This window comes from Actinobacillus succinogenes 130Z (assembly GCF_000017245.1).
GTDB lineage: Bacteria > Pseudomonadota > Gammaproteobacteria > Enterobacterales > Pasteurellaceae > Exercitatus > Exercitatus succinogenes.
Map to the genome: position 1 here is coordinate 1,827,840 of NC_009655.1, position 26,788 is coordinate 1,854,627.

General features: G+C 46.3%; 27 protein-coding genes, 1 other RNA gene and 1 riboswitch. Of the genes, 15 read left to right on the forward strand and 13 right to left on the reverse strand.

All coding sequences use genetic code 11. The features are described from left to right. The first annotated feature begins 36 nt into the window (after positions 1 to 36). From ASUC_RS08615 to ASUC_RS08645, 7 genes are all read left to right on the forward strand, one after another. Positions 37 to 561, forward strand: a complete 525-nt coding sequence (locus tag ASUC_RS08615; RefSeq protein WP_012073393.1) for an iron transporter — start codon at positions 37 to 39, stop codon at positions 559 to 561. Positions 562 to 633: 72 nt separating this feature from the next. Further along, the gene (locus ASUC_RS08620; RefSeq protein WP_012073394.1) at positions 634 to 2,031 is read left to right on the forward strand and encodes a Fe-S-containing protein; all 1,398 of its coding nucleotides are present in this window, start codon (positions 634 to 636) and stop codon (positions 2,029 to 2,031) included. Beyond that, positions 2,031 to 3,341, forward strand: a complete 1,311-nt coding sequence (locus ASUC_RS08625) for an ABC transporter permease (protein ID WP_012073395.1) — start codon at positions 2,031 to 2,033, stop codon at positions 3,339 to 3,341. The genes ASUC_RS08620 and ASUC_RS08625 overlap by 1 nt, the downstream gene beginning before the upstream one ends. Next, positions 3,331 to 4,467 (forward strand): ABC transporter permease, encoded by a 1,137-nt coding sequence (locus tag ASUC_RS08630; protein ID WP_012073396.1) that lies wholly within the window; start codon positions 3,331 to 3,333, stop codon positions 4,465 to 4,467. The genes ASUC_RS08625 and ASUC_RS08630 overlap by 11 nt, the downstream gene beginning before the upstream one ends. Before the next feature lie 2 nt (positions 4,468 to 4,469). Beyond that, on the forward strand, positions 4,470 to 5,141 hold the full coding sequence (locus ASUC_RS08635; RefSeq protein WP_012073397.1) for an ABC transporter ATP-binding protein: 672 nt from the start codon (positions 4,470 to 4,472) through the stop codon (positions 5,139 to 5,141). Further along, positions 5,131 to 5,616 carry a TlpA family protein disulfide reductase gene (locus tag ASUC_RS08640; RefSeq protein WP_012073398.1) on the forward strand — a complete coding sequence of 162 codons (486 nt, stop codon included), beginning with the start codon at positions 5,131 to 5,133 and terminating at the stop codon, positions 5,614 to 5,616. Before ASUC_RS08635 ends, ASUC_RS08640 begins: the two co-directional genes overlap by 11 nt. A gap of 1 nt (position 5,617) precedes the next feature. Next, entirely contained in the window at positions 5,618 to 5,929 is a 312-nt protein-coding gene (locus ASUC_RS08645) for a c-type cytochrome (RefSeq protein WP_012073399.1), read from the forward strand. Positions 5,930 to 6,026: 97 nt separating this feature from the next. On the opposite strand, the gene rnpB is transcribed toward ASUC_RS08645, so the two are convergent. Then, positions 6,027 to 6,423, reverse strand: an RNA gene (gene rnpB, locus ASUC_RS11040) — RNase P RNA component class A. A 176-nt stretch (positions 6,424 to 6,599) separates the two neighbouring features. On the opposite strand from rnpB, the gene ASUC_RS08650 reads away from it, so the two are divergent. The 3 genes from ASUC_RS08650 to ASUC_RS08660 are packed head-to-tail and all read left to right on the forward strand — an operon-like array spanning position 6,600 to position 8,513. After that, positions 6,600 to 7,535 carry a KpsF/GutQ family sugar-phosphate isomerase gene (locus tag ASUC_RS08650; protein ID WP_012073400.1) on the forward strand — a complete coding sequence of 312 codons (936 nt, stop codon included), beginning with the start codon at positions 6,600 to 6,602 and terminating at the stop codon, positions 7,533 to 7,535. 39 nt (positions 7,536 to 7,574) lie between these two features. Beyond that, a complete protein-coding gene (locus ASUC_RS08655) occupies positions 7,575 to 8,117 on the forward strand; it encodes a KdsC family phosphatase (RefSeq protein ID WP_012073401.1) in 543 nt (180 codons plus the stop codon). 54 nt (positions 8,118 to 8,171) lie between these two features. Next, positions 8,172 to 8,513, forward strand: coding sequence for a SirB2 family protein (locus ASUC_RS08660; protein ID WP_012073402.1), 342 nt, complete (start codon positions 8,172 to 8,174; stop codon positions 8,511 to 8,513). 23 nt (positions 8,514 to 8,536) lie between these two features. On the opposite strand, the gene moaE is transcribed toward ASUC_RS08660, so the two are convergent. The 7 genes from moaE to ASUC_RS08695 form a co-directional block, all read right to left on the reverse strand. Beyond that, entirely contained in the window at positions 8,537 to 9,016 is a 480-nt protein-coding gene (moaE, locus tag ASUC_RS08665; protein WP_012073403.1) for a molybdopterin synthase catalytic subunit MoaE, read from the reverse strand. A 1-nt stretch (position 9,017) separates the two neighbouring features. Next, positions 9,018 to 9,263 carry a molybdopterin synthase sulfur carrier subunit gene (gene moaD, locus ASUC_RS08670; protein WP_012073404.1) on the reverse strand — a complete coding sequence of 82 codons (246 nt, stop codon included), beginning with the start codon at positions 9,261 to 9,263 and terminating at the stop codon, positions 9,018 to 9,020. Positions 9,264 to 9,272: 9 nt separating this feature from the next. After that, on the reverse strand, positions 9,273 to 9,749 hold the full coding sequence (moaC, locus tag ASUC_RS08675) for a cyclic pyranopterin monophosphate synthase MoaC (protein WP_012073405.1): 477 nt from the start codon (positions 9,747 to 9,749) through the stop codon (positions 9,273 to 9,275). An 8-nt stretch (positions 9,750 to 9,757) separates the two neighbouring features. Then, positions 9,758 to 10,768 carry a GTP 3',8-cyclase MoaA gene (gene moaA / locus ASUC_RS08680; protein ID WP_012073406.1) on the reverse strand — a complete coding sequence of 337 codons (1,011 nt, stop codon included), beginning with the start codon at positions 10,766 to 10,768 and terminating at the stop codon, positions 9,758 to 9,760. Then, positions 10,757 to 10,910: riboswitch (molybdenum cofactor riboswitch) on the reverse strand. It overlaps the preceding gene by 12 nt. Positions 10,911 to 11,052: 142 nt before the next feature. Then, positions 11,053 to 11,388 (reverse strand): branched-chain amino acid transporter permease, encoded by a 336-nt coding sequence (locus ASUC_RS08685; RefSeq protein ID WP_012073407.1) that lies wholly within the window; start codon positions 11,386 to 11,388, stop codon positions 11,053 to 11,055. Further along, entirely contained in the window at positions 11,389 to 12,114 is a 726-nt protein-coding gene (locus ASUC_RS08690) for an AzlC family ABC transporter permease (RefSeq protein WP_012073408.1), read from the reverse strand. Further along, positions 12,114 to 13,043, reverse strand: a complete 930-nt coding sequence (locus tag ASUC_RS08695; RefSeq protein WP_041834659.1) for a LysR family transcriptional regulator — start codon at positions 13,041 to 13,043, stop codon at positions 12,114 to 12,116. The genes ASUC_RS08690 and ASUC_RS08695 overlap by 1 nt, the downstream gene beginning before the upstream one ends. A gap of 161 nt (positions 13,044 to 13,204) precedes the next feature. Between ASUC_RS08695 and ASUC_RS08700 the strand changes: the two genes are divergently transcribed. The 5 genes from ASUC_RS08700 to ASUC_RS08720 all read left to right on the forward strand — a co-directional run bounded on the left by ASUC_RS08700 (position 13,205) and on the right by ASUC_RS08720 (position 19,387). Further along, the gene (locus ASUC_RS08700; protein WP_012073410.1) at positions 13,205 to 14,245 is read left to right on the forward strand and encodes an ABC transporter substrate-binding protein; all 1,041 of its coding nucleotides are present in this window, start codon (positions 13,205 to 13,207) and stop codon (positions 14,243 to 14,245) included. A 77-nt stretch (positions 14,246 to 14,322) separates the two neighbouring features. Further along, positions 14,323 to 15,360 carry an ABC transporter substrate-binding protein gene (locus ASUC_RS08705; RefSeq protein ID WP_012073411.1) on the forward strand — a complete coding sequence of 346 codons (1,038 nt, stop codon included), beginning with the start codon at positions 14,323 to 14,325 and terminating at the stop codon, positions 15,358 to 15,360. Between the two features lie 76 nt (positions 15,361 to 15,436). Then, entirely contained in the window at positions 15,437 to 17,494 is a 2,058-nt protein-coding gene (locus ASUC_RS08710; protein WP_012073412.1) for an ABC transporter permease, read from the forward strand. Positions 17,495 to 17,625: 131 nt separating this feature from the next. After that, entirely contained in the window at positions 17,626 to 18,681 is a 1,056-nt protein-coding gene (gene fbpC / locus ASUC_RS08715; protein WP_012073413.1) for a ferric ABC transporter ATP-binding protein, read from the forward strand. A gap of 241 nt (positions 18,682 to 18,922) precedes the next feature. Further along, the gene (locus ASUC_RS08720; protein WP_012073414.1) at positions 18,923 to 19,387 is read left to right on the forward strand and encodes a hypothetical protein; all 465 of its coding nucleotides are present in this window, start codon (positions 18,923 to 18,925) and stop codon (positions 19,385 to 19,387) included. A 109-nt stretch (positions 19,388 to 19,496) separates the two neighbouring features. Here ASUC_RS08720 and cysI read toward each other — a convergent pair whose 3' ends face one another. The 5 genes from cysI to ASUC_RS08745 all read right to left on the reverse strand — a co-directional run bounded on the left by cysI (position 19,497) and on the right by ASUC_RS08745 (position 26,750). Beyond that, positions 19,497 to 21,263: an assimilatory sulfite reductase (NADPH) hemoprotein subunit gene (cysI, locus tag ASUC_RS08725; RefSeq protein WP_012073415.1), complete on the reverse strand. Its 1,767-nt coding sequence runs from the start codon at positions 21,261 to 21,263 to the stop codon at positions 19,497 to 19,499. An 83-nt stretch (positions 21,264 to 21,346) separates the two neighbouring features. Continuing rightward, positions 21,347 to 23,137: an assimilatory sulfite reductase (NADPH) flavoprotein subunit gene (locus ASUC_RS08730; protein ID WP_012073416.1), complete on the reverse strand. Its 1,791-nt coding sequence runs from the start codon at positions 23,135 to 23,137 to the stop codon at positions 21,347 to 21,349. 296 nt (positions 23,138 to 23,433) lie between these two features. Then, complete coding sequence (locus ASUC_RS08735) at positions 23,434 to 24,723, reverse strand: sulfate adenylyltransferase subunit 1 (protein WP_012073417.1); 1,290 nt, start codon at positions 24,721 to 24,723, stop codon at positions 23,434 to 23,436. Between the two features lie 101 nt (positions 24,724 to 24,824). Then, positions 24,825 to 25,751: a sulfate adenylyltransferase subunit CysD gene (cysD, locus tag ASUC_RS08740; protein ID WP_012073418.1), complete on the reverse strand. Its 927-nt coding sequence runs from the start codon at positions 25,749 to 25,751 to the stop codon at positions 24,825 to 24,827. Positions 25,752 to 26,018: 267 nt separating this feature from the next. After that, positions 26,019 to 26,750, reverse strand: coding sequence for a phosphoadenylyl-sulfate reductase (locus tag ASUC_RS08745; protein WP_012073419.1), 732 nt, complete (start codon positions 26,748 to 26,750; stop codon positions 26,019 to 26,021). Positions 26,751 to 26,788: the final 38 nt, after the last annotated feature.

Sequence of the window (26,788 nt, forward strand, 5' to 3'; positions counted from 1 at the left end):
GCGACAACGGATTTAACCACAACACAGGAAAACAACATGAAAAAGACATTATTAATGACCACCTTTGCCGGTATGTTTGCCGCCACGGCCGCTCACGCATTCACCGAATATCCGATTGGCGAAGCGCAAACCATCAATGAAATGGAAATTGCGGCGGTTTACCTGCAACCTATCGACATGGAACCGCGCGGTATGGGTTTACCGGCGGCAAAATCCGACATCCATTTGGAAGCGGATATTCATGCTACTAAAGGGAACAAAAACGGTTTCGGCGACGGTGAATGGATGCCGTATCTGACTATCAACTATACCTTGGTTAATACCGACACCAATGAAAAGCAGGAAGGTTCGTTCATGCCGATGGTGGCAAGCGACGGTCCTCACTATGGTGCGAATATTAAAATGATGGGCGTAGGCAACTATAAATTGACTTATCATATCGAACCGCCTTCTAAAGCGGGTATGCACCGTCATACCGACGACGAAACCGGTGTCGGTCGCTGGTGGAAACCGTTTGATGTCAGCTATGAATTCAAGTTTGCCGGTTTAGATAAAAAATAATACTCGGGTGGGCAATGCCCACCTTACTTTCTATTCTCACGGTTCATCTTAATTACTCCGGTTTACTGCGTTATGACGTATTTTTTTACTTCACTGCTTCAAATTTTATTGCCGACCGCTTTATTACTCGGTTGTCGCTGGTCCGCATTTGAAAAACCTAACATAAAATCGCTCATCCGTCTGACACTGACAGGCTTCGCCTTAGGCATACTGCTTGCCCCTTATTTACCGGCAACCCAAGTTATCAACTTAAGTTTGAACAGCACGATTATCGGTGCCGTTTTGCTTTTTATCCTCAGTCAATTTTCCCGTTCGCAAAAACTGACGGCTTTTTGGCACGTCGTACTCGTCACGCTGGCAAGCGTTCAATGGGCGCGTAATCCTAATATTTCCGCCATCACCAGCACCGATGTCATTAATACGGATTTCATTCTGAATCTAAGCGCGGTCGTTTTCGGCGTAATTTTTTGCGTATTTTCAGCGGCCTGGTTATTTTTCCTGATTAAACAAACTAAAACGGAACAAAAACTGACCGCACTTCCCATGATATTAATGGGATTAATCGCGCTGCTGATTATCATTCCGTTAACAGGCGAATTTTTACTCAGCCTAATGAAACTGCAGGTTACCGAACTCACCAAAGCCCGTCTCAGTTTCGTGGCGAAAACCGGCAATATTACCAATTATTTCAATTATATCGTCACCGCATTGTTAGCCTTAAGCCTGATTCTGTTTGCCGTAAAAATCCATTTACCGCGCAAAGCGCGGGTCAAAGCCGAATCCCACCCTATAGAAAAGCGTAAAAAAACGGCATTGGCATTACATTCCGGACGGACAATCCTATGGGGAATAATCAGCCTGATTATCATATTAAGCAGTCAGCTTTTCTGGGATAAAGTCGCCTCCCGACCGCCGCAACTGTCCGAATCGGTTCCGGTGAAACTAAATGCCGATAACCAAATCCGGATTCCCGTTCAGCAGGTGCGCGACGGTCAGTTACACCGCTTCATTTGGGTGGCGGACGACGGCAAAGTAGTCCGCTTCTTCATCATAAACCGTAAACCGGAGGGATTGAGTCTCGCCACCGTATTTGACGCTTGCCTGCTGTGCGGCGACCAAGGTTACGTCATGCACGACGGTCAAGTGGAGTGCGTAGCCTGCGGCGTACGGATGTTTATTCCCTCCATCGGCAAGCCGGGCGGTTGTAATCCGGTGCCGATTGAAGACTGGAAACAAGATCAAAACGATGTCATTATTGACCGCACTTCGCTGGAAGCCGGTCTGAATTTATTCTCTACCGTAATTGAAATTCAAGTGACGGATCCGGTGAACGGCAAAAAACTCATGAATACCAAAGCGGAATTCAAATATAATCTCGACAATAAAACCTATTTCTTCACCAGCGAGAAAAATTTAGAGCTGTTTCGCGACAACCCGGAAAACTATTTACCGAAAACGGAGAACCCATAATGTTAGCCCGCATGCTATTCCAATCATGGAGAAACGGGATAAAACGCAAATTACTTGCCATTATCACGATTTTCCTTGCCTCGGGATTAATTTCCGCCTTGCTTGCCGTATCCATCGACATCGGCGATAAAATGGCGAAAGAACTGAAATCCTATGGAGCCAATATTTTGGTGGAACCCGCCAGCAGCGCGATTCTGCCGGAAATATCCGATTCGGAGAATAACGCTACCTCCTTGGAAACTCAGGATTTTATCGACGAAAAAGAATTACCGAATATTAAGGATATTTTTTGGCGTAACAATATCGTCGGTTTCGCGCCGCAATTAACGGCGAATGTCAAATCCGGCGATAAAGTGATATCCGTGATGGGAACCTTTTTTGACCGTCAAATTGCCGTACCGGACGAAGACGATTACCATACGGGACAAAAAATCATCAGTCCTTACTGGAAGGTTCAAGGCGAATGGGTGAATGACGAAACCGACAATTTGCCGGAAATCGTGCCCGCCTTACTCGGTCAACAATTAGCCCGCAGCGAAAACTGGAAAATCGGTGATCGGATCCCGTTAACTTATAAAACCACTGAAACGGATAACAGCGTAACCGTAGAAATCAAAGGGATCGTTTCAACCGGCGGTACGGAAGAACAACAACTTCTGCTACCGTTAAGTGCGCTGCAGGATCTGGTAAACCTGCAGGGCAAGGTGCAATCCGTTAAAGTCTCCGCGCTGACGGTACCGGAAAACGAATTATCCCGTAAAGCACGCGTCAATGTAGACGGGTTGGACGCGGAAGAATACGATCGCTGGTACTGTACCGCTTACGTATCATCTATTTCCCATCAGCTGGAAGAAGCCATTTCCGGCGCCGTTGTACGGCCAATCTGGCAGGTTGCCGCTTCAGAAGGCGTCGTTATCGGCAAAATTCAGTTGCTGCTCGCCGTCGTAACGGTTGCCGCATTAATTGCCGCCGCCATGGGAATTGCCTCTTTAATGACGACCACGATTATCGAACGCAGCAAAGAAATCGGCTTAATGAAAGCGCTCGGCGCTTATCAATGGCAAATTACGCTATTATTTTATTGCGAGGCGATATTAAGCGGACTGACAGGCGGCATATTAGGCTGTATTGCCGGCTGGGGACTGGCAAAATTCATCGGCGCCAGTTTATTCGGCGTGCCTTTGGATTTTGCCTGGATAGTCGTACCCTGCGTCTTGGTTCTCGCCATGTTAATCGCGCTCATCGGCACTTGGTTCCCGGCGCACCGCATTGCAAAATTATATCCGGTGGAAGTTTTATATGGTCGATAATAAACGAAAAATGTTCCGGCGTTTAGTATTACAGGCGTTACGCCTACGCCTAAACCGCGTACTGATTATCTTCGCCGCACTCACCGTCGGCGCAAGTATTGTGACCGCAATGTCTGCGGTGTATTTTGATATTAATACTAAAATGTCACGGGAGTTACGCACTTTCGGCGCCAATTTCTATATCGGCGCACAGGATGCCGGCTTAATTGAAACCCGACAGGTAAATGAGATTATCAATCAGGCGCCGCCAGGTTTGATTTCGGCGGGCAGCAGCTATTTGCACGGCGTGGCGCGATCGGATTTGGAAAAAGTCGTGTTAATGGGGGCGCAGTTCGACCAGCTGAAAGCTTTGACGCCTTACTGGCAAATCACCGGCTCCCGGATTGAAATCGGATTTGACGATCGTAACGCGATGATAGGTAAAAATTTGGCCGAACGATTAAATTTAAAAGTGGACGATAAAATCACGCTGACCAAAAATTCGGTAGAAAAACATAGTTTAAGAATTAAAGGAATTGTCGAATCCGGTGATGTTACCGACAGTATGTTGATCGTTAACCTTGAATTTGCCCAGGATTGGCTGGAAAAAGACGAACTTGCCAGTAATGCGCTGCTTATCGTAAAAAACGATCACGGACAAGTGGATGAATTTGCTCAGTCACTACAGCAAAAATATCCGCATCTCGACATCCGTCCGATACGTAAAGTATCCGCCAGCGAAGGACAGATTCTGGATAAAATTAAAGGCTTAATGGGATTAATCTCCGCTGTTATTTTAGTGTTAGCGACCCTTTGTGTGAACACAACTTTAATCGCCATCGTAGGTGAACGCGCCAAAGAATTTGCGCTGCAGAAAGCACTGGGAGCAAAACGACGGGATATCGTCACACAAATCGGCACGGAAACCCTGATTATCGCGGTAGCTGCTATTGTGACAGGGTTGATTATCGGCTATATTTTAGCCCAGATTCTAGGCTTAACCGTGTTTAAAGCCAACATTGACATGCGTCTGCCGGTGATTCCGGTCACCGCGGCTTTATCGTTGATTGTGGCATTTATTGCCGTTATCGTACCAACTAAACGTGCGCTTAATGTGGAAATGGCGAACGTATTAAAAGGGGAATAATTTTGTCAAACTACGTTATTGAAACCCAGCATTTATACAAAAGATTCGGAACCGTTACCGCTCTGGAAGACATTAATATCCAAATCAAAGAGGGCGAATTTGTCGCTATTATGGGCGCATCCGGTTCAGGCAAAACCACGTTAATGAATATTCTCACCGGGCTGGACACCGCAACCGAAGGCAAAGTGATTTTAGACGGCGTAGATGCCGCCCGACTTGATGAAACGGGACGTCAACGCTTCCGCGCCGAAAAAATAGGATTAGTGTTCCAGCAATTTCATCTGATTCCTTATTTAACTGCCCTGGAAAACGTGATGCTGGCCCAGCACTATCACAGTGTAATCGATGAAGCGGCGGCACGCGCCGTACTCGAACAAGTCGGACTGGGAGAACGAATGTCGCACCGTCCCAGCCAGCTCTCCGGCGGCGAACAGCAACGGGTATGTATCGCACGGGCATTAGTGAACCAACCGCCGGTAATTTTTGCCGACGAACCTACCGGAAATCTGGATGAGAAAAACGAAGCCTTAGTGCTCAAATTATTACAGGATCTCAATAAACAGGGACGGACTGTCGTTATGGTTACTCACAATCCGGAACTCGGTGAGCTGGCGGATCGTATTATTTATTTCCATCACGGTAAATTTGTCAAGGAAGAACATAATGCGCATTAAGTCTCTATTTCCCGTGCTAAGTGCGGTCGTTTTTTCCGCTATTTTATTCGGCTGTAAAGAACAAACAGCGGAAATCGGCAAACAAGCTCCCGATATTGCCGTGTTCGATTTACAGGGCAACAAGACGGAATTAAATCAATTCCACGGTAAAACCTTACTGATGAGTTTTTGGTCCGGTAATTGCGGAGTCTGCGTAGCGGAATTAAAATCGCTGGAAAAAATGGCGGCGGAATATCCGGATAAAGTGGAAATTCTGGCAATCAATATCGACGGTGAAAACGCAGATACCCAAGCGGTGGTTATCAAACAAAAAATCGGCCTGCCGGTATTGAAAGATCAAATGAAAATTACCGGCGAACGCTATGGCGTAACAGGTACGCCCACCAGTTTCGTGATCTCGCCCGAAGGCAATATTCAGGCAAAATACGAAGGGCTCATTCCCGAACAAACGTTACAAAAATTATTTAAGGGGTAACATGAAAAAAATATCCCTGATTTTGACCGCACTTTGTATGTTGTCTTTCGCGGCACATGCGGGTAATACGGATTCACTGAAAAAAGGCGAACGCGCTTATAAACAGCAATGCGCCACTTGTCACGGCAAACAAGGTGAAAAACCGGCGATGGGGCAATCCGCCGTGATCCGCAATTTCACGGCGCAACAAATCGTAACGGCCTTGTCCAAACGGAAAAGCGGGGAAATTCAAGGCGCCGGCAACAGTGTGAAAGAACGGTTGAGCGAATCGGATATGAAAAATATTGCGGAATTTTTGACGCATCAAAAATAGGATCCGTTCACAAAAAATAAACTGATCCCGAATTCCATAAAAATATCCGGTAAAAAACATAACGGCGGGTCAAGCAACCCGCCGTTATTGTATGAAATGAATGAGTCGGTCGATAAGCCGGGTTCTGTCGCGGACAATCATTCCTCTAGGCGACGAATTGCTCCGTCGCTCAAGCAACCTACCCGAACTCTGAGCGGGCACACTCATTGAGTTCCTATTTGGTCTTGCTACGAGTGGAGTTTACCTTGCCGCGGAATGTTACCACCCGCGCGGTGCGCTCTTACCGCACCCTTTCACCCTTACCGTTTTATTAAAAACGGCGGTCTGCTCTCTGCTGCACTTGTCGTAGGCTCGCGCCCCCCGGACGTTATCCGGCACTCTGCCCTATGTAGCCCGGACTTTCCTCTCGTCTACTTGTCCCGCTTATCACCTGTTTCAGGCTAACCTTTCGGTATTAAGGGCTTCAATAAACCAGCGATTGTCTGACCAACTCGACGCGTAGTATAGCGGATTTTATGGTAGAGCGAAATCAAAAGTTGCTGTAAAATGACCGCACTTTTATTTTAACCCTACGTCCATTTGCAGGAGTGTACCGTTTAAACCTTAAATTGCCGGTTTTTCGGGCGAATGTAATACCCCTGCGGACATTCGCAACCTTATAGGAAATCAGATGGATTATTTGCAAAATGCACGCGAAACCCTTGCCATTGAAGAACAGGCGCTCGCCAAATTAAGCCGAAATTTAAACCGCACTTTTGACGCCGTAATAGAACTCATTATTGGTTGCGAAGGACGTATCGCCGTCAGCGGCGTGGGAAAATCCGGATTAATCGGTAAGAAAATCGTCGCCAGCCTCGCCTCTACCGGTACGCCGAGTTTTTTTCTGCACCCCACGGAAGCTTTTCACGGTGATTTAGGCATGCTTAAGCCCAGCGATGTGGTGATTCTCATCTCTTACAGCGGTGAAAGCGATGAAGTAAATAAACTCATTCCCAGCTTAAAGAATTTCGGTAATAAAATCGTCGCCTTAACCAGCAACCCTACTTCCACGCTGGGCAAACACGCCGATTTTATTTTGGACATCACGGTAGAGCGCGAAGCCTGCCCGAACAATCTGGCGCCCACCACTTCCGCCTTAGTTACGCTGGCGCTGGGTGATGCATTAACCGTAGCGTTAATTCACGCCCGCAATTTCAAACCGATTGATTTCGCTAAATTCCATCCGGGCGGTTCCCTTGGGCGCCGTTTACTGTGTCGCGTAAAAGATCAAATGCAAACCCGGTTGCCCGTGGTTGCGGAAAATACCGGTTTTACCGACTGTCTAACCGTCATGAACGAAGGCAGAATGGGCGTGGCGTTAGTCATGGAACGACAAACCCTGAAAGGCATTATTACCGACGGCGATATTCGACGGGCATTAACGGCAAACGGCGCGGAAACATTACATAAATCCGCCCGGGATTTAATGACAGGCACGCCGAAAACCATCAATCAAAACGAATTTCTGTCTGCCGCCGAATCTTTCATGAAAGAGAAAAAAATTCATTCATTAGTGGTCGTGAATGATGATAATCAGGTTGTAGGATTGGTGGAATTTTCATCATAATTTACGTTTGAATTTTGAATTCTTATCCGGAATAAATCAATGCAAAACAAACTTAAAAACATCAAATTTGTGATTACCGATGTCGACGGCGTACTGACCGACGGCTTACTCCATTACGACGCCTGCGGCGAAGCGGTGAAAAGCTTCCATGTGCGTGACGGTTTAGGCATCCGCATGCTGATTGAACAGGGTATTCAGGTCGCCGTATTATCGGGGCGTTCATCCCCGATTTTACAGCGCCGTATAGACGATTTAGGTATCAAACTGGCTTATCTCGGTAAACTGGAAAAAGAAACCGCCTGTTTGGATCTGATAAAACAAGCGGGCGTCACGCCGGAAGAAACCGCTTACATCGGTGACGACAGCGTCGATTTACCGGCATTTGCGGTATGCGGCATGGCATTTGCCGTTAACGACGCGCCGGAATATGTCAAACAAAACGCCGATTACGTGCTGTCACTCGGCGGCGGAAAAGGCGCATTTCGCGAAATGTCCGACATGATTCTAACCGCCCAAAACAAAACGGATATCTTTACCACCGCAAAAGGCTTTCTAAAAACCGTAAAAAATATGGCACAATAGCCACAAAATTTTTTATTTCGTAACTTTATATTTAACCAAATACAGAGAGTAATTATGTCTATCCTTGTTCAACTTCATATTATTTTTGCATTTTTAACCCTATTCTTATTAATTGTCCGCGGCGGCATGCAGCTCGGCGGCAAAGACTGGCGCGCAGTAAAACTCTTAAAAATTCTACCGCACTTATCGGATACGGTTTTATTGGTAAGCGGCGTTGCGCTGGCTGTCATCTACGGTTTTGAAATCTGGATGGTTGAAAAACTACTGTGCTTTGTCGTATACGCATTCGGTGCCGCTAAATTCTTCAGCAAGAAAACATCACAACCTAAAGCATTTCACTTTATTCTTGCGCTTGCCGCATTATTGGTTGCCATGTGGTTGGGTTATCACCACTAATTTGCATAAAAAAGGGCGTGATGTTACGCCCTTTCAATTCGTTTTTCTCTTGACCACTTCCCCACCGCCTGATGATCGCTGTCTCGGCTTTCCAGCCATCGTTCGCCTTGGGCGGTTTGTTCTTTTTTCCAGAACGGTGCGCGGGTTTTCAGATAATCCATGATAAATTCATTGGCGGCATAGGCATCGCCGCGATGAGCGGAACTTACGCCCACCAATACAATTGGGTCACCGGTTTGCAGCAATCCCACGCGATGAATCACGGAAATTCGCTGAATATCCCAACGTTGTTTGGCTTCTTCTACAATTTCACGCAACGCTTTTTCCGTCATGGCGGGATAATGTTCAAGATATAAACTTGCCACTTCATCGCCTAAATTCATCTCACGGACTTTGCCCACAAAAATCGTCGTCGCACCGATGGAATGATTTTCCGATAACCAACGATATTCGGCGTTTTGATCAAATTCCGCTTCCTGCACCGCAATGCGAATATCCGCCATATCAGCCTCCCGTCACCGGTGGGAAAAAGGCGATTTCATCACCGGATTTTACCGCACTTTCCAACGGAACCAAGGTTTGATTCACCGCCACCAGCAGTTTTCCCGCCTGCAAAGCTAACGCCCAACGTTCTCCCCGCTCGGCAAGATGCCGGCGAATCTGTTCGGCTGTTTGGAATTCATCGCCCACTTCCGTTGACGCCACGCCGATAATCTCTCGGGTTTGGGCAAAAAATAAAACCTTAATCATACTCAATCCTTACGCCGCCACAAAATGTCCCGATTTTCCACCGCACTTTTCAAGCAGGCGCACCTGTGAAATCACCATATCTTTTTGTACCGCTTTGCACATATCGTAAATGGTTAACGCTGCAACACTCGCCGCAGTTAAAGCTTCCATTTCAACCCCGGTTTTGCCCGTTAATTTACACAAACTTTCAATGCGAACCTGATTGCTTTCGGGAAGTGCGGTCAAATTCACCTCGACTTTTGACAACAATAACGGATGGCACAACGGAATTAATTCCCAAGTGCGTTTAGCCGCCTGAATACCGGCGATTCTGGCGGTGGCGAACACATCGCCTTTATGGTGATTGCCCGACATAATCATTTGCAGCGTTTCCGCGTTCATGCCGATAAAAGCTTCCGCGCGCGCTTCGCGCACCGTGTCCTGTTTACCGGACACGTCCACCATGTTAGCTTCGCCGTTTTGATTGATATGAGTTAATTCTGTCATGCTATCCGTTAACCACCGATTGTTGATAAATTTTTGCGTATACCGCTGTCGCCCCGGTGCAGGAAATGATGTTCCCGTTTACCCTGTAACGCTGCGAATAAACGTGCTTGTAAAAGAGATTGCTGATCGTCTCTTTGTAACAAATCACGCAAATCGATACCTTCTTCGCCGAACAGGCAAAGATGTAGTTTTCCCTTCGCCGACACCCGCAGGCGATTACAACTTGCACAGAAATCCGGTTCATAAGGCATAATCAAACCGATTTCGCCTACATAGTCCGGATGTCGGAATACTTTTGCCGGTCCGTCCGTTATGCCTTTCGATTGTAACTGCCAGCCGTCGCGAATTAGTTTTTCCGCCAGCACTTGACCGGAAAGATGATGACACCGGAAAAATGCGTCCATTTCGCCGGTCTGCATTAACTCGATAAAGCGCATTTGAATCGGGCGGTCTTTCACCCATGCCAGAAACTTGTCAAACTCCCGTTCGTTAAGATCTTTCATCAGCACGGAATTGACTTTGATTTTACGATAACCCGCTTCAAAGGCGCGATCGATTCCGCGCATGACTTCAGTGAATTTGTTCTCGCCGGTAATTTGATAAAACATGCGCGGATCAAGACTGTCCACACTGACATTGATGGAGGAAATTCCCGCTTGCTTCCAAGCCCCGACATCTTGTGCCATACGATAGCCGTTAGTGGTAAGCGCGACATGTCGAATACCGTCAAGTGCGGTGATATTTTCCGTAATTTGCAGGAAATCTTTGCGTAAAGTAGGCTCGCCGCCGGTAATCCGCACTTTTTGCGCTCCCATTGCCGCAAAAGCAGATACCGCACGCCGAATTTCATCCACTGTGAGAAATTTATCGCGCTCGTGCGAGGGATGATAGCCGTCGGGCAGACAGTAATTACAACGGAAATTACACACGTCCGTAATCGACAGGCGCAGATAATAATAGGTACGCCGGTACGCATCCACAAGACGATCGCCGGCATTTTTCACAGGAATAGATTGCATTGAATACCTTTACAAAAATCGGTAGGACCAACTGTTTCCAACGGATCCCTGAGCGATAAACCGCATCGCTGGCGTTGCTGCCTTATTCCGCGCCGGATAACCGGAAGAACTTAGGCACACAAGCTCGGTAAACGAAAATTGAATCTATTGTAAAAGAGCCCGTGAGGATGAGCAAGTATAAAACAAGAAATTACTTGATCTAGGTAGAAAAAATGAATTTTTCTTTTAAATCAATTATATATTTAATTTTATAGCGAAAAAACATCGCAAAATCCGACCGCACTTTATACAGTCACAAATACGGCTTGCACCAAAACCATATATAAAACCGTCCCTGCCGCCATGGACAGGAACATATTTTTCTTCCATAAGTGCAGGGCTAAAGTCACCGCGCCGGCAATGAAATTCGGAATGCCGTGGTAACCCGTTAACAGATCGATATCCTTAAAACAGTAAATCACCAGCATACCGAACATCGCGGCAGGCAGCACTTTGCCTAAGTAACGGATATACTGCGGAATCGGGCGGTTTGCCGGAAAAACCCAAAAAGGCAGGAGGCGGCAAAAATGCACACCGATAACGCCCATGGCGATGGTAATGATTTGTTGGCTTAATGTCATTTACTCCACCTTTTCCAAACGAACGATTTTACTTTCCAGCTTGTTACGTCTGAAAGTCAGTACCGCCAGAATAGCGAATAATGTCGGAATCAGGAAGTGTTCTTTCCCTATTGTCAGCAAGAAAAATAACGTGATGCCCAACCCCATCAAGGAACTGTCATGTACTTTTTCGTTCATCCAGTTTTCTGCAAAAATCACGATAAATAACGCCGTCATGGCAAATTCCACGCCTTGCAGATTAATCGGCAGAATATTACCGAATACATTGCCCAGTACCGCACCGGAAATCCAGTAAATATGCAGGAACAGGCTAACCCAGAAATAATACCAGCCTTTGTCGATGCCGGCAGGGATCTTTGCCATATAATTCAACGAAAAAGCTTCATCCACTAACGCCATAATCAAATACCAACGTTTTTTGCCTACATAAGCACCGTATTTTTCCAGCATGGAAATACCGTAGAACACTTGTCGCCCGCTTACCATTAAGGTGACTAATAATGTGCTGATAGGCGCGAAAGGCGCAACCAGAGCCGTGGCAACGATAAATTCCACCGAACCGGCATAAATCAGTGCCGCCATAAACAGAGGAAACAATACGCCGAATCCTAACGCCTGCATGTACACGCCGTAAGAAATTCCTAAAAACAAAAATCCCGCCAACATCGGCAGGGAATAAGGAAATGCCGCTTTTGCCGCGGCAAAAATTTGTGTTCGACTTGCCATTACAACTCCAAAACCGACAACCCCGGCAAGGTTGAAAAACTTTGCGTTTTTACCGTTTCATAAAAATCGTCAAGATAGGCGCTTTCCGCATCTTCTTTGCGGTAGGCGCAATACAGATTACTTTGCAGCCCTTGGCGGGTAATCTTGCGCGCCACGACGTAACCGCGATCCAAATAGGGTTTGGCCGCCCAAAACGGCATTGCCGCCACCCCGCGTTTACTGGCGACCAGTTGAATGATGGCAATGGTCAGTTCACTGGTGCGTCGCTGCGGATTAACCCCTGCCGGTTTCAGCACCTTACGTAATAAATCCAGCATATCGTCCGGCACGGGATAAGTAATCCAGGTTTGTTCGGCAAAATCTTCCGCTTCCCATATATCTTTATTCGCCAACGGATGATCTTTCGCACATAATCCCACCATTTCATAGGAAAACAGCGGTTTATGTATGATGTCGTCATTTTCTTCGATTTCCGACACCACCGCCCAATCCGCCCTATGGGTTAACAATAGTCCCACCGTATCCGTATGAAACCCCGACACGATATCCAGTTCAACTAACGGCCAATGCTGACGAAAACCGTCCATTGCCGGCATCAGCCAGTCGAAACAGGTGTGACATTCCACCGCGATACGCAATTCCCCCGCTTCGCCCTGCTTCACCCGGGAAAGATCCCGTTCCGCCGCGACTACTTTCGGCAAAATATCGTTAGCCAGTTGGATTAACCGATCGCCGGCAGCGGTAAACCGCAACGGATTACTTTTGCGTTCGAACAACGGCAAACCGTATTGTTCTTCCAAGGCTTTAATTTGGTGAGAAAGTGCCGATTGAGTCAGGTAAATCCGTTGTGCCGCCAAAGAAACCGAACCCGTTTCTTTTAATGCCAGCAAGGTTTTTAAATGACGCAGTTCAAGGAATATGGGTTTCATGAGAATCATTCATTTAAATGGAAAAATTAATGCGCCGTATTTTACTCGAAATCCGACCGCACTTTAAATCAATTTTTGTGAGCTAGTTCACGGTATTTATTTTCGAAATCCTATAATATGTTGCCAATTTCAATTCGTATTCACTCAAAATCGGAGTTTCTATGAAATATAAAAAACTTTCTCTCGCTATATCGACCGCACTGTTAAGCGCCGGTTTAATGCTTTCCGCGCATGCCGAAGCAAAAGGACGTCTAACGGTTTACTGTAGTGCTACCAATGAAATGTGCGAAGCGGTAACCAAATCTTTCGAACGAAAATATAACGTCAAAACCGCCTTTATCCGTAACGGTTCCGGTAGTACGTTCGCTAAAATAGAAGCGGAAAAAAATAATCCGCAGGCGGATGTATGGTACGGCGGTACCTTCGATCCTCAGGCGCAGGCGGCAGAACTAGGCCTGTTACAGGCTTACCGTTCTAAAGAAATCGACAACGTCATGCCGAACTTCCAAGATCCCGCTAAAATAAAAGGCAATTACGCTTCCGCTATTTATATGGGGATTTTAGGTTTTGGCGTCAATACCGAACGGCTAGCCAAGTTAGGCATTAAAGAAGTACCGAAATGCTGGAAAGACTTAACTGATCCGCGTTTGAAAAACGAAATTCAAATAGCCGATCCACAAAGTTCAGGCACCGCTTATGTAGCCATCGCCACTTTCGTACAACTTTGGGGGGAAGACGCTACCTTCAAATACTTCAAAGAGTTACATCCGAACATTTCGCAATATACCAAATCCGGCATTACGCCGTCCAACAGCACGGCGCGCGGCGAAGCGACCGTCGGTATCGGATTCCTGCACGATTACGCGGTTCAGAAAAAAGCCGGTGCACCAATCGAAATGGTGGTGCCTTGCGAAGGAACCGGTTATGAGTTGGGCGGTTTAAGCATCATTAAAGGCGCGCGTAATTTGGACAATGCCAAACTATTCGTAGATTACGTACTTTCCGCCGAAGGCCAGGAAACGACATGGCAAAAAGGTAACTCACACCAGACTTTAACCAATACCAAAGCCAAGCAATCACCGACGGCGTTTGATCCGACCAAATTAAAACTCATCAATTACGATTTTGAGAAATACGGTTCTGCAGACGAACGTAAACGCTTAATCGAAAAATGGGTTCAAGAAGTGAAACTCGCAAATTGATTGTAAAACATTTGTTTTTTTGACCGCACTTTGCTTAAAGTGCGGTCAATTTCCCATCACTTTCAAGGGAAAAGCCTATGAAAATCTCAAAAATTGCTTTATCGCTTTCTACGGCTTTGTTAGGAAGTTTAATATTTAGCCAAAATGTTTCTGCCGATAGCGGACGTGTCGTAGTCTATTGTTCCGCCCAGAATACCATGTGCGAGCAAGAAACGTTGGCCTTCGAGAAAAAAACAGGAATTAAAACCAGTTTTATCCGTGGCGGAACCGGATCTATTTTAGCCAAAATCGATGCTGAAAAAGCTAATCCGCAAGGCGATGTGTGGTATGGCGGTACGCTTGATCCTCATAGTCAAGCCGGCGAAATGGGTTTACTCGTGCCTTATAAATCACCGAATTTACAGTATATTCCGGATGAATTGAAAGATCCCGCCAAAATAAAAGGTAATTATTCTTCAGCCGTTTATTTAGGCGTATTAGGTTTCGGCGTAAACACCGAACGCCTGGCGAAACTCAACATTCCGGTACCGAAATGCTGGAAAGATTTGACCGATCCGCGCTTGAAAAATGAAATTCAAACGGCAGATCCGCAAAGTTCAGGTACGGCTTACACTGCGCTGGCTACCTTCATACAGCTTTGGGGAGAAGATAAAGCCTATACGTATTTAAAAGCATTACACAAAAATGTGTCGCAATACACCAAATCGGGTAATACCGCAACGCGTAACACCGCTCGCGGCGAAGCCTCCGTCGGTATTGGTTTTTTACACGAACATTCTCTGGAAAAAGAAAAAGGCGCACCGGTCGAACTGGTGGTGCCTTGTGAAGGCACCGGTTACGAAATCGGCGGCGTAAGTATTATTAAAGGCGCGCGTAACCTTGAAAATGCGAAAAAATTTGTGGATTGGGCATTATCTAAAGAAGCGCAGGAACTTTCTTGGCAAAAAGGTGAAACACACCAAATTTTAACCAACAGCCAAGCAAAACAATCTCCTTATGCGTTAGATTTTAAGTCCATTAATTTAATCAATTATGATTTTGATAAATACGGCTCGAGCGAATTACGCAAACGCTTGATTACCAAGTGGGTGAATGAGGTAAAATTGGCAAAATAAGCCCGATATTCACCGCACTTTATATAATTCGGGCATAGCAATATGCCCATAATTTCCTTGAACATTGCGAGGTTGTATGAATTCCGCAAAAATACCTTTTATTCAAACGGCAAATTTTTGGATAGGATTATCCGTTCTTGCCTTTTTAATTCTGCCTTCTCAAGCCCTCGACTACGGTTTGCTGGAAAGTACCTCCGACGAATTTTACCAAGCCATGGGCTGGTCTTCCGTCAACCTGACCATTTTATGGTTTTTGCCGTTACTCGGTTTTTTCATTACACCGAGACTGGGGCTGTCTCCATCGACGCAGGCTAAGACGGAATTATGGCTTATAGCCGCCGTCACGCTGTTTATTTTTGTAACCGCCACGATTTTCAAAGTATCGATGGGGTATTCGGTTATCATTTTAATCGTAACCTTGACCGCACTTGCGACTTTTGCATTGGCGAAACTTAAAGTCATGCAGGGCGATAAATTTATTATCGCGTCATTACTTACGATTGTTTTGTTGATTTTCTTCTTTATCGTATATCCGACCATGGCGATTTTAATCTCCATGTTCTACGACGGCGACACCTTTGCACCGCAGCAAGTGCTGCATATTCTAAGCCAAAACTATATTATCCGCGTCATCACCAACTCACTTGCGTTATCCGGTTTTGTGGGCGTGGTTTCCACCATTTTCGGTTTAGCCTTCGCCCTTTACACCACTCGAATTGCAAAACGCACGGCATTTATCGGTAAAATTTTCTCGATTTTACCTATCGTCACACCGCCGTTCGTCGTCGGTTTAGGAGTAACCTTAATGCTTGGTCGTTCCGGTTATGTAACCGAATTTTTATCCGAATATTTCGGTTTCACCAACCAAAACTGGCTCTACGGTTTTAACGGAATCGCCATTGCGCAGATTCTTGCCTTCGCACCGATTTCTTTTATGATTTTAGACGGTGCTTTAAAATCCATTCATCCGTCTATCGAAGAAGCCTCTTACACTTTGCGGGCAAACCGTTACCAAACTTTCTATAACATTATTTTTCCGTTGCTCCGCCCTGCTTTGGCGAATTCGTTTTTAATCGTGTTTGTACAATCGCTGGCAGACTTCAGTAATCCGTTAGTGTTAGGCGGTAGTTTCGACGTGATCGCCACCCAAATCTATTTCTATATTGCCGGTTCTCAGCTTGACTACGCCTCGGCAAGTACACTGGGTTCTATGTTACTGATCTTCTCATTGTTGATTTTCGTGGTGCAATATATGTGGATCGGCAACCGTTCTTATGTGACGGTTTCGGGTAAATCTTACCGCGGTGATGTGCAGGATCTGCCGATCGGATTGAAATGGACTATCATCGGCATGCTCGTATTTTGGGTGATTTTCAATCTGGCGCTGTACGGCAGTATTTTCTACGGCAGCTTCACCGTGAACTGGGGCGTGGATTACACCTTAACCACCCGCAACTATGAACTGATGTTCGGTCAAGGGTTCAGCGACGGGGCATGGCCGTCACTGTTAAACACCATGCTTTACGCAGGAATCGCCGCGCCGCTGACAGCACTGTTCGGTTTGTTGATCGCCTACATTGTGGTGCGCAAAGATTTCCAAGGCAAAAAAACACTGGAATTCTTAACCATGCTCTGCTTCGCGGTGCCGGGAACCGTCGCCGGGGTATCCTACATCTTAGCCTTTAACAACGCGCCGATGTACATCACCGGTACCGGTATTATCATCATTATTTCCATGGTGATGCGCGATTTGCCAATCGGTATGCGCGCCGCTATCGCAGGTCTTGGACAGTTGGATAAATCGCTGGATGAAGCGTCTCTTTCTCTGAAAGGCAGCTCCCTGAAAACCATTTGGTTTATCGTGTTCCCACTGCTGAAACCGGCGTTATTGTCTGCGTTAGTCACCAGCTTCGTGCGCGCCATGACAACCGTCAGCGCCATTATCTTCTTGGTGACGGCGGACACCCGGGTTGCCACCGCCTATATCTTAAACCGCGTAGAAGACGGCGAATACGGTGTCGCCATTGCTTACGGTTCAATCCTTATCGTAGTGATGATGACGATCATCCTGTTCTTCGACTGGATTGTGGGCGATACCCGAATTTCACGTTCGAAAGCGAAAAAAATGAATTAAATTTTGACCGCACTTTTATGAGTGTACAACGCGTACACTCCGATAAATAAACTGAACGGGCGTATGCAAACCGCCCCTACGGAATAGAAATCGGTGCATAAACACGCACCCTACACAGGCAGTACCAAATTATGACAACAAAAAACGACGATTTTTTAGTTTTAAAAAATATCACCAAATCTTTCGGTAAAGTAACCGTTATCGATGATTTAGATTTAACTATCAAGCGCGGCACAATGGTGACTTTGCTCGGTCCTTCCGGCTGCGGTAAAACCACCGTTTTGCGCTTGGTCGCCGGATTGGAAAATCCGACATCGGGACAAATTTTCATTGACGGTGAAGACGTGACTAAATCGTCCATTCAAAACCGCGACATTTGTATCGTGTTCCAGTCCTACGCCCTTTTCCCGCACATGTCCATCGGCGATAACGTCGGTTACGGCTTACGTATGCAGGGAGTGAATTCGGAAGAACGTCAAAAACGAGTGAAAGAAGCCTTGGAATTGGTGGATTTAGCCGGTTTTGAAGATCGCTTTGTGGATCAAATTTCAGGCGGTCAACAACAACGCGTCGCCTTAGCGCGCGCCTTGGTATTAAAACCGAAAGTGCTGTTATTCGACGAACCGCTCAGTAACCTGGACGCTAACTTGCGCCGTTCTATGCGGGAAAAAATTCGCGAACTACAGCAACAGTTGGGCATTACTTCTCTTTATGTGACCCATGATCAAACCGAAGCCTTCGCCGTTTCCGATGAAGTCATCGTAATGCATAAAGGAAAAATCATGCAGAAAGCACCGGCGAAAGAACTCTATTTACGCCCGAACTCCCTGTTCTTAGCCAACTTTATGGGCGAAAGCAGCATTTTCGAAGGTAAACTGGCGCAAGGTAACGTCACCGTTAACGGCTACCGGTTAGAATTACCGCAAGCAGAGCAGTTTAACGTAGCGGAAGGCGATTGTTTGGTCGGCATTCGTCCAGAAGCCGTCAGCTTAAAAACCGAAGGCGAACCGAGCCAAGCCTGTACCGTTAAATCGGCGGTTTATATGGGTAACCACTGGGAAGTCGTCGCCGATTGGGGCGGAAGAAATTTACTGGTTAACGCCCGCCCGGACGACTTTAATCCGGACATGACCCAAGGCTTCGTCCATCTGGCAAAACACGGCGTGTTTTTGTTGAAGAAGGAATAAATTTATTTTTAAATAAATTTTCTTCTTTCTTCATAGTTCATCATTGTCTAAGTGCTATTTTTTGGACATTTCCGGGCGGGAAATAAACCCCGCCCGTTTTACAATCGTAATTGAGAATAATCCATTGCAATAGCATTAGGATAGATTTTATGAATAGTTTTCCTGAACACTTGCGCTATCAACGATTTGATCTATCATAGTCCATTCAAATCGGTGTTATCGTTTTATCGGAATTGTATCTATGAACAAAATCAAACTTGTCTTATTCACCTCTGCGCTCACAACTTTATTCGCTTGTACTCATACCCAACCGGCAAAAGAAGCGAAAACAGGTTATCTAAAAGACGACATCAGTCAGGCGGAACTTCAAAATCCAACCCGATACAAACATTATTATTACACTTGCAATAATTTTGAAACGGGTTCGGAATCTTATTTATCCACCTATTTCCCTCTTTCGAGAGAAAGCCGGTTAAAGGGAAATTTCGGGATTTATTTTCAGTTAGATAACGGCAAAGCCGAACCTTTTGATCACATTGAAAACAAACCGCTTAATGCTCAAGCGTCTCGTTTTGAAGTAACCTATCGTTCATATCATCCTATTCAAGGTTCTTATATTAACTTAATTGCCGGCGAACGTAGTTCGGTATACTACAAAAACCGTCAGGGAACAGCCGTACCTTGGTTGGAATGTCAGCAAAGTTAGTTACAAATCCTTTGGTTATTCGAAGAAAATCGAAGACATAAAAAATATCGCCCTACCCTTAGTTAAAATAAGGACTGGGCGATATTTCGCTTCATGACAAAAATTTTCTTTAAGCCGTGACTGTCGGAATTAAATTCGCATCCCAAAAATCCACTACGGCATTCACCACCGGTTTGATAATGCCCGCACGAATAACGAAATCGCCGAAACCTTCGTTCGAATTACGTTCTTTCGCCCAACGTCCGATTAAACCGTCTAATTCCGCCAGAATTTCCGGCAACGTGATGTTTTCTTTGTACATCCGCGGAATGCGGGTACCGGGACGGTCACCGCCGAGGTGCAAATTATAACGACCAATCGCTTTTCCCACTAAACCGATTTCCGCCAACATAGCTCGTCCGCATCCGTTCGGGCAACCGGTAATACGAGTGACAATATAATCGTCCGCCACATCGTGTTTCGCCATAATGTTATCCAGTTCGTCGATAAATTCCGGCAACGCACGTTCCGATTCCGCCATGGCCAACGGACAAGTGGGGAAAGATACGCAAGACATGGAATTTTCACGCAATTTACTGATATTACCTATTAATCCGTATTCGCGGGCGATATCTTCAATTCGTTGTTTGTCTTCTTCCGCTACATTGGCAATGATAATATTTTGGTTCGCCGTAATGCGGAAATCGCCTGTGTGTACTTTGGCGAGTTCCAGCATTCCCGTCATTAACGGTTTTCCCGGTTTATCCGTAATACGCCCGCTTTCGATAAAGCAGGTTAAATGCCATTTGTCGTCAATACCTTTCACCCAGCCGATGCGGTCGCCGCGTTCGGTAAATTCGAAAGGACGAATCGATTCGAATTTAAAACCCATGCGACGTTCCACTTCTTCACGGAAACCGTCTAACGTCATATTTTGCAATGTGTAACGCAAACGCGCATTTTTACGATCCGCCCGGTTGCCGAAATCACGTTGAGTAGTCACAATACATTCCGCCGCTTTCAGCGTTTGTTCCACCGGAATATAACCCAATTCCAAGGCGACATTCGGATAAGTTTTGGTGTTACCGTGTTCGAAAGAAAGCCCGCCGCCCACTAACACATTAAACCCGACCAGTTTACCCGCTTCATCCTGAATGCCGACGAAGTTCATGTCATTACCGTACATATCCACATCATTAAGCGGCGGCAGAACTACTGCGGTTTTATATTTACGCGGCAAGTAAGTTTTACCTAAAATAGGTTCGTCTTCCTGCCCGAGAAAACTGTCGGAACTCTGCACCTTTTTGCCGGCAATCCATACATCTAAATAGCCGTTGGTACGCGGCAATAAATGTTCGGAAATTTTCTTCGCCCACTCGTAAGCTTCCTGATGTAATTCCGATTCAACCGGATTGGAAGAACACAATACGTTACGGTTCATATCCGACGCCGTAGCAATAGAATCCAAGCCCAATTTATGCAGTAAACGGTGCATTTCCTGTAACTTGGTTTTCGGCACGCCGTGATACTGGAAAGTCTGACGGTTGGTTAAACGAATCGACTGATAATAGTTATTATCGCGGGCGAATTTATCAATTTCAATCCATTGCGCCGGTTTAATTATTCCGCCCGGTAAACGGCAACGTAACAACATGAATTTGCGCGCTTCCAGCTTTTCATCCGCACGTTCGGCACGAATATCGCGATCATCCTGTTCGTACATACCATGGAAACGAATCATTTGAAAATTATCGCCTTTAAACCCGCCGGTCAATCCGTCTTCCAAATCATCTAAAATGGTTCCGCGCAAAAAGTTACTTTCGGCTTTCAGGCGTTCGTTGTCCGAAAGCCCTTGTTTTTGCCATTCCAAACCTTTTTGTTTCGTTGAATCTGTCATGTTGTTCACTCCGAAATTTTCATTATTCTTTCGTAAGACAGGCTTCCGCCCGCCCTATTAAATTTTCCCATCAACGTATTACATTAATACACATCACGCTGATAACGTTTGTCTTCGCGTAAGCTGTCAAGAAATTCTTCCGCCTCTTCCCCGCTTAAGTTGCCTTGTCCGGCAATCACCTCTAATAAGGCTTTATCTACGTCTTTCGCCATTCGAGCGGCATCACCGCACACATAAATGTAAGCGCCGTCCTTAATCCATTGCCAAATATCAGCGGCGTTTTCACGAATTTTATGCTGTACGTAGATTTTTTCTTTTTGATCGCGCGACCAGGCGAAACTGTATTTATTTAAAAAACCGTCTTTGGCGAATTGCAGCCATTCCGCTTGATACAAGAAATCAAGAGCAAAGTGCTGATTACCGAAAATCAACCAGTTTTTGCCTTCCGCGACATCCGCCGCACGTTGTTGCATAAAAGAACGGAACGGTGCAATCCCTGTGCCGGAACCGATCATAATAATCGGTTTGCTGTTGTCCTGCGGTAACCGGAAATTATCGTTATGCTCTACAAACACACGTACCTTACCGTCTTCTTCCACGCGCTCCGCCAAGTAGCCCGACGCTGCGCCGGAACGGGCTTTCCCGTTATGTTCGAAACGAAGCACACCCACGCTCAAATGCACTTCCTCGCCCACTTCCGCCGGCGATGACGCAATGGAATACAAACGCGGCGTAATCGGACGCAATAAATTCACCAGTGCATCCGCCGACATAGTTGTCGGGAATTCGTTTAACACATCCGCAATCGGCGTATTTTGTACCAACGCCTGCAATTTTTCGCCGTCCGCTACAATGGCATTCAGTGCCGCATTATCGGCAAGTTCCGCATAACTTTTCACAAAGCCAGTGGTGTTTTGCGTAAGCTCCAGTTCGGTTTGAAGTGCGGTGGAAATATCGAATGATTTTCCGTCCACTGAGACTTCTTCATCCCCTTTCAAACCGACCGCTGCCAGAATTTCCGCCACCAAAGCCGGATCGTTTTCGAAATACACGCCTAACACGTCACCGGGTTGATAACTTAAATTCGAACCGGCAAGATCCAATTCCAAATGACGTACGTCTTTTTCCGCACTTTTATCCGTAATACGCTGATTAGTGATTAAGGTTGCCGGAAAAGGATTCTCTTTATTGTATTGAGATTCAATCAACGGTTTTGCCGCGCCGGCTGAAGTCGAAACCGCTACGGGTTGGGAAGCGGCGGCTTTTTCTTTCACAATCGCCGTAATGTCATCGATCCATTTATCCGCTGTCGCCTGAAAATCCAAATCCGCCAAGCCCGGTTCCAACAAACGGTTACCGCCTAAAGCGGCGAATCGGTTATCGAAATCCTTGCCCGCCTGACAAAAATTCGGGTAAGAACTATCGCCTAAGCCTAAAACGGCAAATTGTAAACCGTCTAATTTCGGTGCTTTCTTGCCGTTCAGCAATTTCAGCAACACAACGCCTTCTTCCGGCGCCTCGCCTTCACCTTGGGTGGAAGTCACTAACAGCACCAGTTTCTCAGCAGCGATATTTTTCGCTTTATAGTCTTGCAGGGATACGCGATTAACATTCACGCCTTCCGCTTTTAAGCGATCCGCCAGTTTGTTTGCTACAGATTTGGCATTACCGGTTTGCGAAGCGGAAAGCACCGTCACTTTCAGCGGTTCCGCTGTCGGCGTACTTAAAACTTGCGTAAAACCGACCGCACTTTGGGCATCGGCGCCTTGCGCCTTCGCCCAGGCATAACCGGAAAGCCATGCCAGCTGAATCGGGTTAAGTGTTGCCAGTAACTGTTCGGTTTCCGGCGGTAGAGGGTTTGTTGTGTTTGACATATTGGTGTTTTCCCACAATGTATTTTTTAATTTCAAACTTTCTCATGAATCAATATCGGGTTTCGCCCGCTTGGGCGACCTACTTTTCTTTGCCTGTACAAGGAAAAGTAGGCAAAAGAAAGTACACCCGACTTCACTTCTTTTCTTCGCTTTTGTTGAAATTTTTTAACGGAAAATAAGTAAACTCGCTTCGCTCAAACAAACTTATTTTCCTAAAAATTTCAAGTCGCTCAGGAAGCTCAGACGGGACCCGGTTTATACTGAGCGTCATGAACAAAAGTGCGGTCGTTTTTGGTTTAGTTTTGTAGAATCATGCCACCGGCGACGGTGTGGTAAGTGGCCTCGTCGATTAAGATGAATGCGCCTGTCGCTTTGTTTTTTGCATAAGACGTAGCGGTGATCGGTTTCTGTAAACCGATTCGCACTTGGGCGATATCGTTCATTTTTACTTGGTCGGCATCGCTGTCGTTAAGCAAGGTTTTTAAATCTAAAATTTGTTCCACTTCATTTACTTTGGCGAAGACGGTTTGCGTGCCTTGTTTAAGCAGGTATTTACGTGCAGGGTTAAGGGCGCGTTGGTCGAACCAGCAAATAGTCGCCGTGAGTTGTTTGGTTGAAACCGTCGGCGAATTTACGGCGACAAACGTATCACCGCGCGAAATATCAATATCGTCCGCTAAGCGAACGGTGACTTGCTCGCCCACTTTGGCGCTTTGTACCAAACCGTTCGGCGCATAAATTTCCGTTACGGAACTTTCCAAACCGTTCGGTTCAATGCGGATTTGCTCTCCGACTCCGATTTGTCCCGCTTCGATACGCCCCTGATAACCGCGGAAATCATCCGCTTTATCTTGGTCTAAACGTAAAACCGATTGCACCGGAAAATGAAAATCTGTCGCGTTTTCCGATTGCTCGTCGTCCGTCGGTAAATTTTCTAAAATAGTGAGCAAGGGTTCGCCTTGATACCAAGAAGTGCGGTCGCTTTTATGCACGATATTGTCGCCCTGTAATGCGGAAACCGGTACAAACAACACGTCCTTTAACCCCAGTTGTTGCGCTAATTTTTGGTAGGCTTGGGTAATGGCGTTGAATTTGTTTTCATCAAAATCCAATAAATCCATTTTATTTACCGCCACGATGATATGCGGACAACGCAGATGTTTCAGAATCGCAGAATGGCGCTTGGTTTGCGGCAACAATTCCACTTCGGTCCCGCTGAAATCCAACTGTGTAGCGTCAATTAGCACTACCGCCGCATTAGCGGTTGAAGCGCCGGTGACCATATTGCGGGTATATTGCTCGTGTCCCGGCGTATCGGCGATGATAAATTTACGTTTTGCCGTTGAGAAATAACGATATGCGACGTCAATAGTGATGCCTTGCTCGCGCTCCGCTTCCAAACCGTCGGTAAGAACGGAAAAATCAATGGCTTCACCGTTGTTTTTGGATTTATTCAGACTGAGTAATTGATCGCTCAGCAGCACTTTACTGTCATACAGTAAGCGGCCGATTAAAGTACTTTTGCCGTCGTCTACGCTGCCGGCGGTAATGAAACGTAATGGGGCGAATTGGTTTAGGTTGCTCATATATTTTATTCCTTCTCAGGGACGAGTTTTATCCTCGCCCGTAATATTCACTCGGTTTTGGGCGGAGATAAACTCCGCCCCTACGATCATTAAAAGTGCGGTTAAAAATAACCCTGTTTTTTACGCTGTTCCATGGCCGCCTCCGAGGCGCGATCATCCATCCGGGTAGCACTGCGTTCCGAAATTTCGGTGACGGCGGTTTCTTTGATAATATCTGCCGGCGTAGCGGCGGTACTTGCCACCGGACAAGTGCAGCTAATGTCGCCTACAGTGCGGAAACGCACGGAACGAATTTCACTTTGTTCGCCGGGTTGTTTCGGCGTTAACGGCGTTACCGGCACGAATAATCCGTTGCGTTCCACTACTTCCCGTTGATGAGCGTAATAAATCGGCGGTAATTCCAGATTCTCCCGTTCGATATATTGCCAAATGTCGAGTTCCGTCCAGTTGGAAATCGGGAATACCCGCATATTTTCGCCTTTGTGCATTTTGCCGTTATAAAGCGACCATAATTCCGGACGCTGCGCCTTCGGATCCCATTGGCCGAATTCATCGCGAAACGAGAAAATGCGTTCTTTGGCCCGGGCTTTTTCTTCGTCACGGCGGGCACCGCCCATTAAGGCGTCAAAGCTATTGGCTTCAATAGTTTCCAGCAACGTCACCGCTTGCGCCGCATTACGGGAGTCGGTTTCTTTACGTAACACCACCGTACCTTTGGCAATAGAATCTTCCACATGACCCACCACCAAACGTGCGTTCAGTTTTTTCACCTGTTCGTCGCGGAATCGAATCACTTCCGGATAGTTATGCCCCGTATCGATATGAACAAGCGGGAACGGCAACACTAAATCGCGACCTTCCAACTGAAAAGCCTTACGGGCAAGCGCCAGCAACACGACGGAATCCTTACCGCCGGAAAACAGCAATGCCGGATTACTGCATTCGGCGACTACTTCGCGAATAATGTAAATCGATTCGGCTTCCAGCCAATCGAGATGTCCGTTTTCGATTTTGTTTTGTGTTGTCATTGTTAATCCTTTTATTTTTTTAATTCTCTTATTTGATTGAATTTGTTTTCGCCAATGGCGACCAACTTTGCTTTTCTTGAGCAAAGCAAAGTTGGCAAAAGAAACACACCCCGGCTTCACCGCTTTTCTTCGCTTGATTGAAATTTTCTTTACGGAAAATAAGTAAACCCGCTTCGCTCAAACAAGCTTATTTTCCTAAAAATTTCAAGCCGCGCAGGCGTCTCAGACGGGGAATCATCAACACCACAAAGTGCGGTTAAATTTTTACTATTTATGCAGTCCGCATTCTTTGCTGTCTTTGTTTTCCCACCACCAGCGTCCGGCGCGGATATCTTCGCCCTGTTTGACGGGTTTGGTGCAAGGTTCGCAACCGATGCTCGGACAGCCTTGTTTATACAATTCGTTGTAAGGAATATTGTGCTTAAGAATGTATGCCCATACATCGATTTCATGCCAGTCAAAAATCGGGTTGTATTTGTCAATACCGCGGACGCGGTCCTGTTCGCGGAAAGCCAATTCCGTACGGGTTACGGACTGTTCGCGGCGTTGCCCCGTCAACCAGCAATCGGCGTTTTTAAGCGCGCGGTTAAGCGGCTCGATTTTGCGGATATAACAACATTCGCGGCGCAATTCCACACTTTCATAGAATGCAAACCGGCCCTTTTCGCGATCATATTTTTCCGCAACGGCGGAGACAGGGTGGAATAATTGGAAATCCAAATCGGGATAGACGTTTTTCACAGCCTCTACTAATGCCAGAGTTTCAGGATTTAAACGTCCGGTTTCCAGGGTAAATACGCTAATTTTTGCGTTACTTTTAGCAATGACGTCGGTAATCACCATATCTTCCGCCGCCAGACTGCTGGCAAATCTGGCATGTTGATGATGTTCTGCTATTTCATGAATACGCTCAAAAAGTGCGGTTTCTTTTTCGAGTAAATCGGCAAAATCCTTTTCTGTCGGCCGAGGAATTTGCCATAGTTCCGGTCTTATAATCATCTGCTTCCCCACATTCAAATTATCCGCTTTAGTTTATT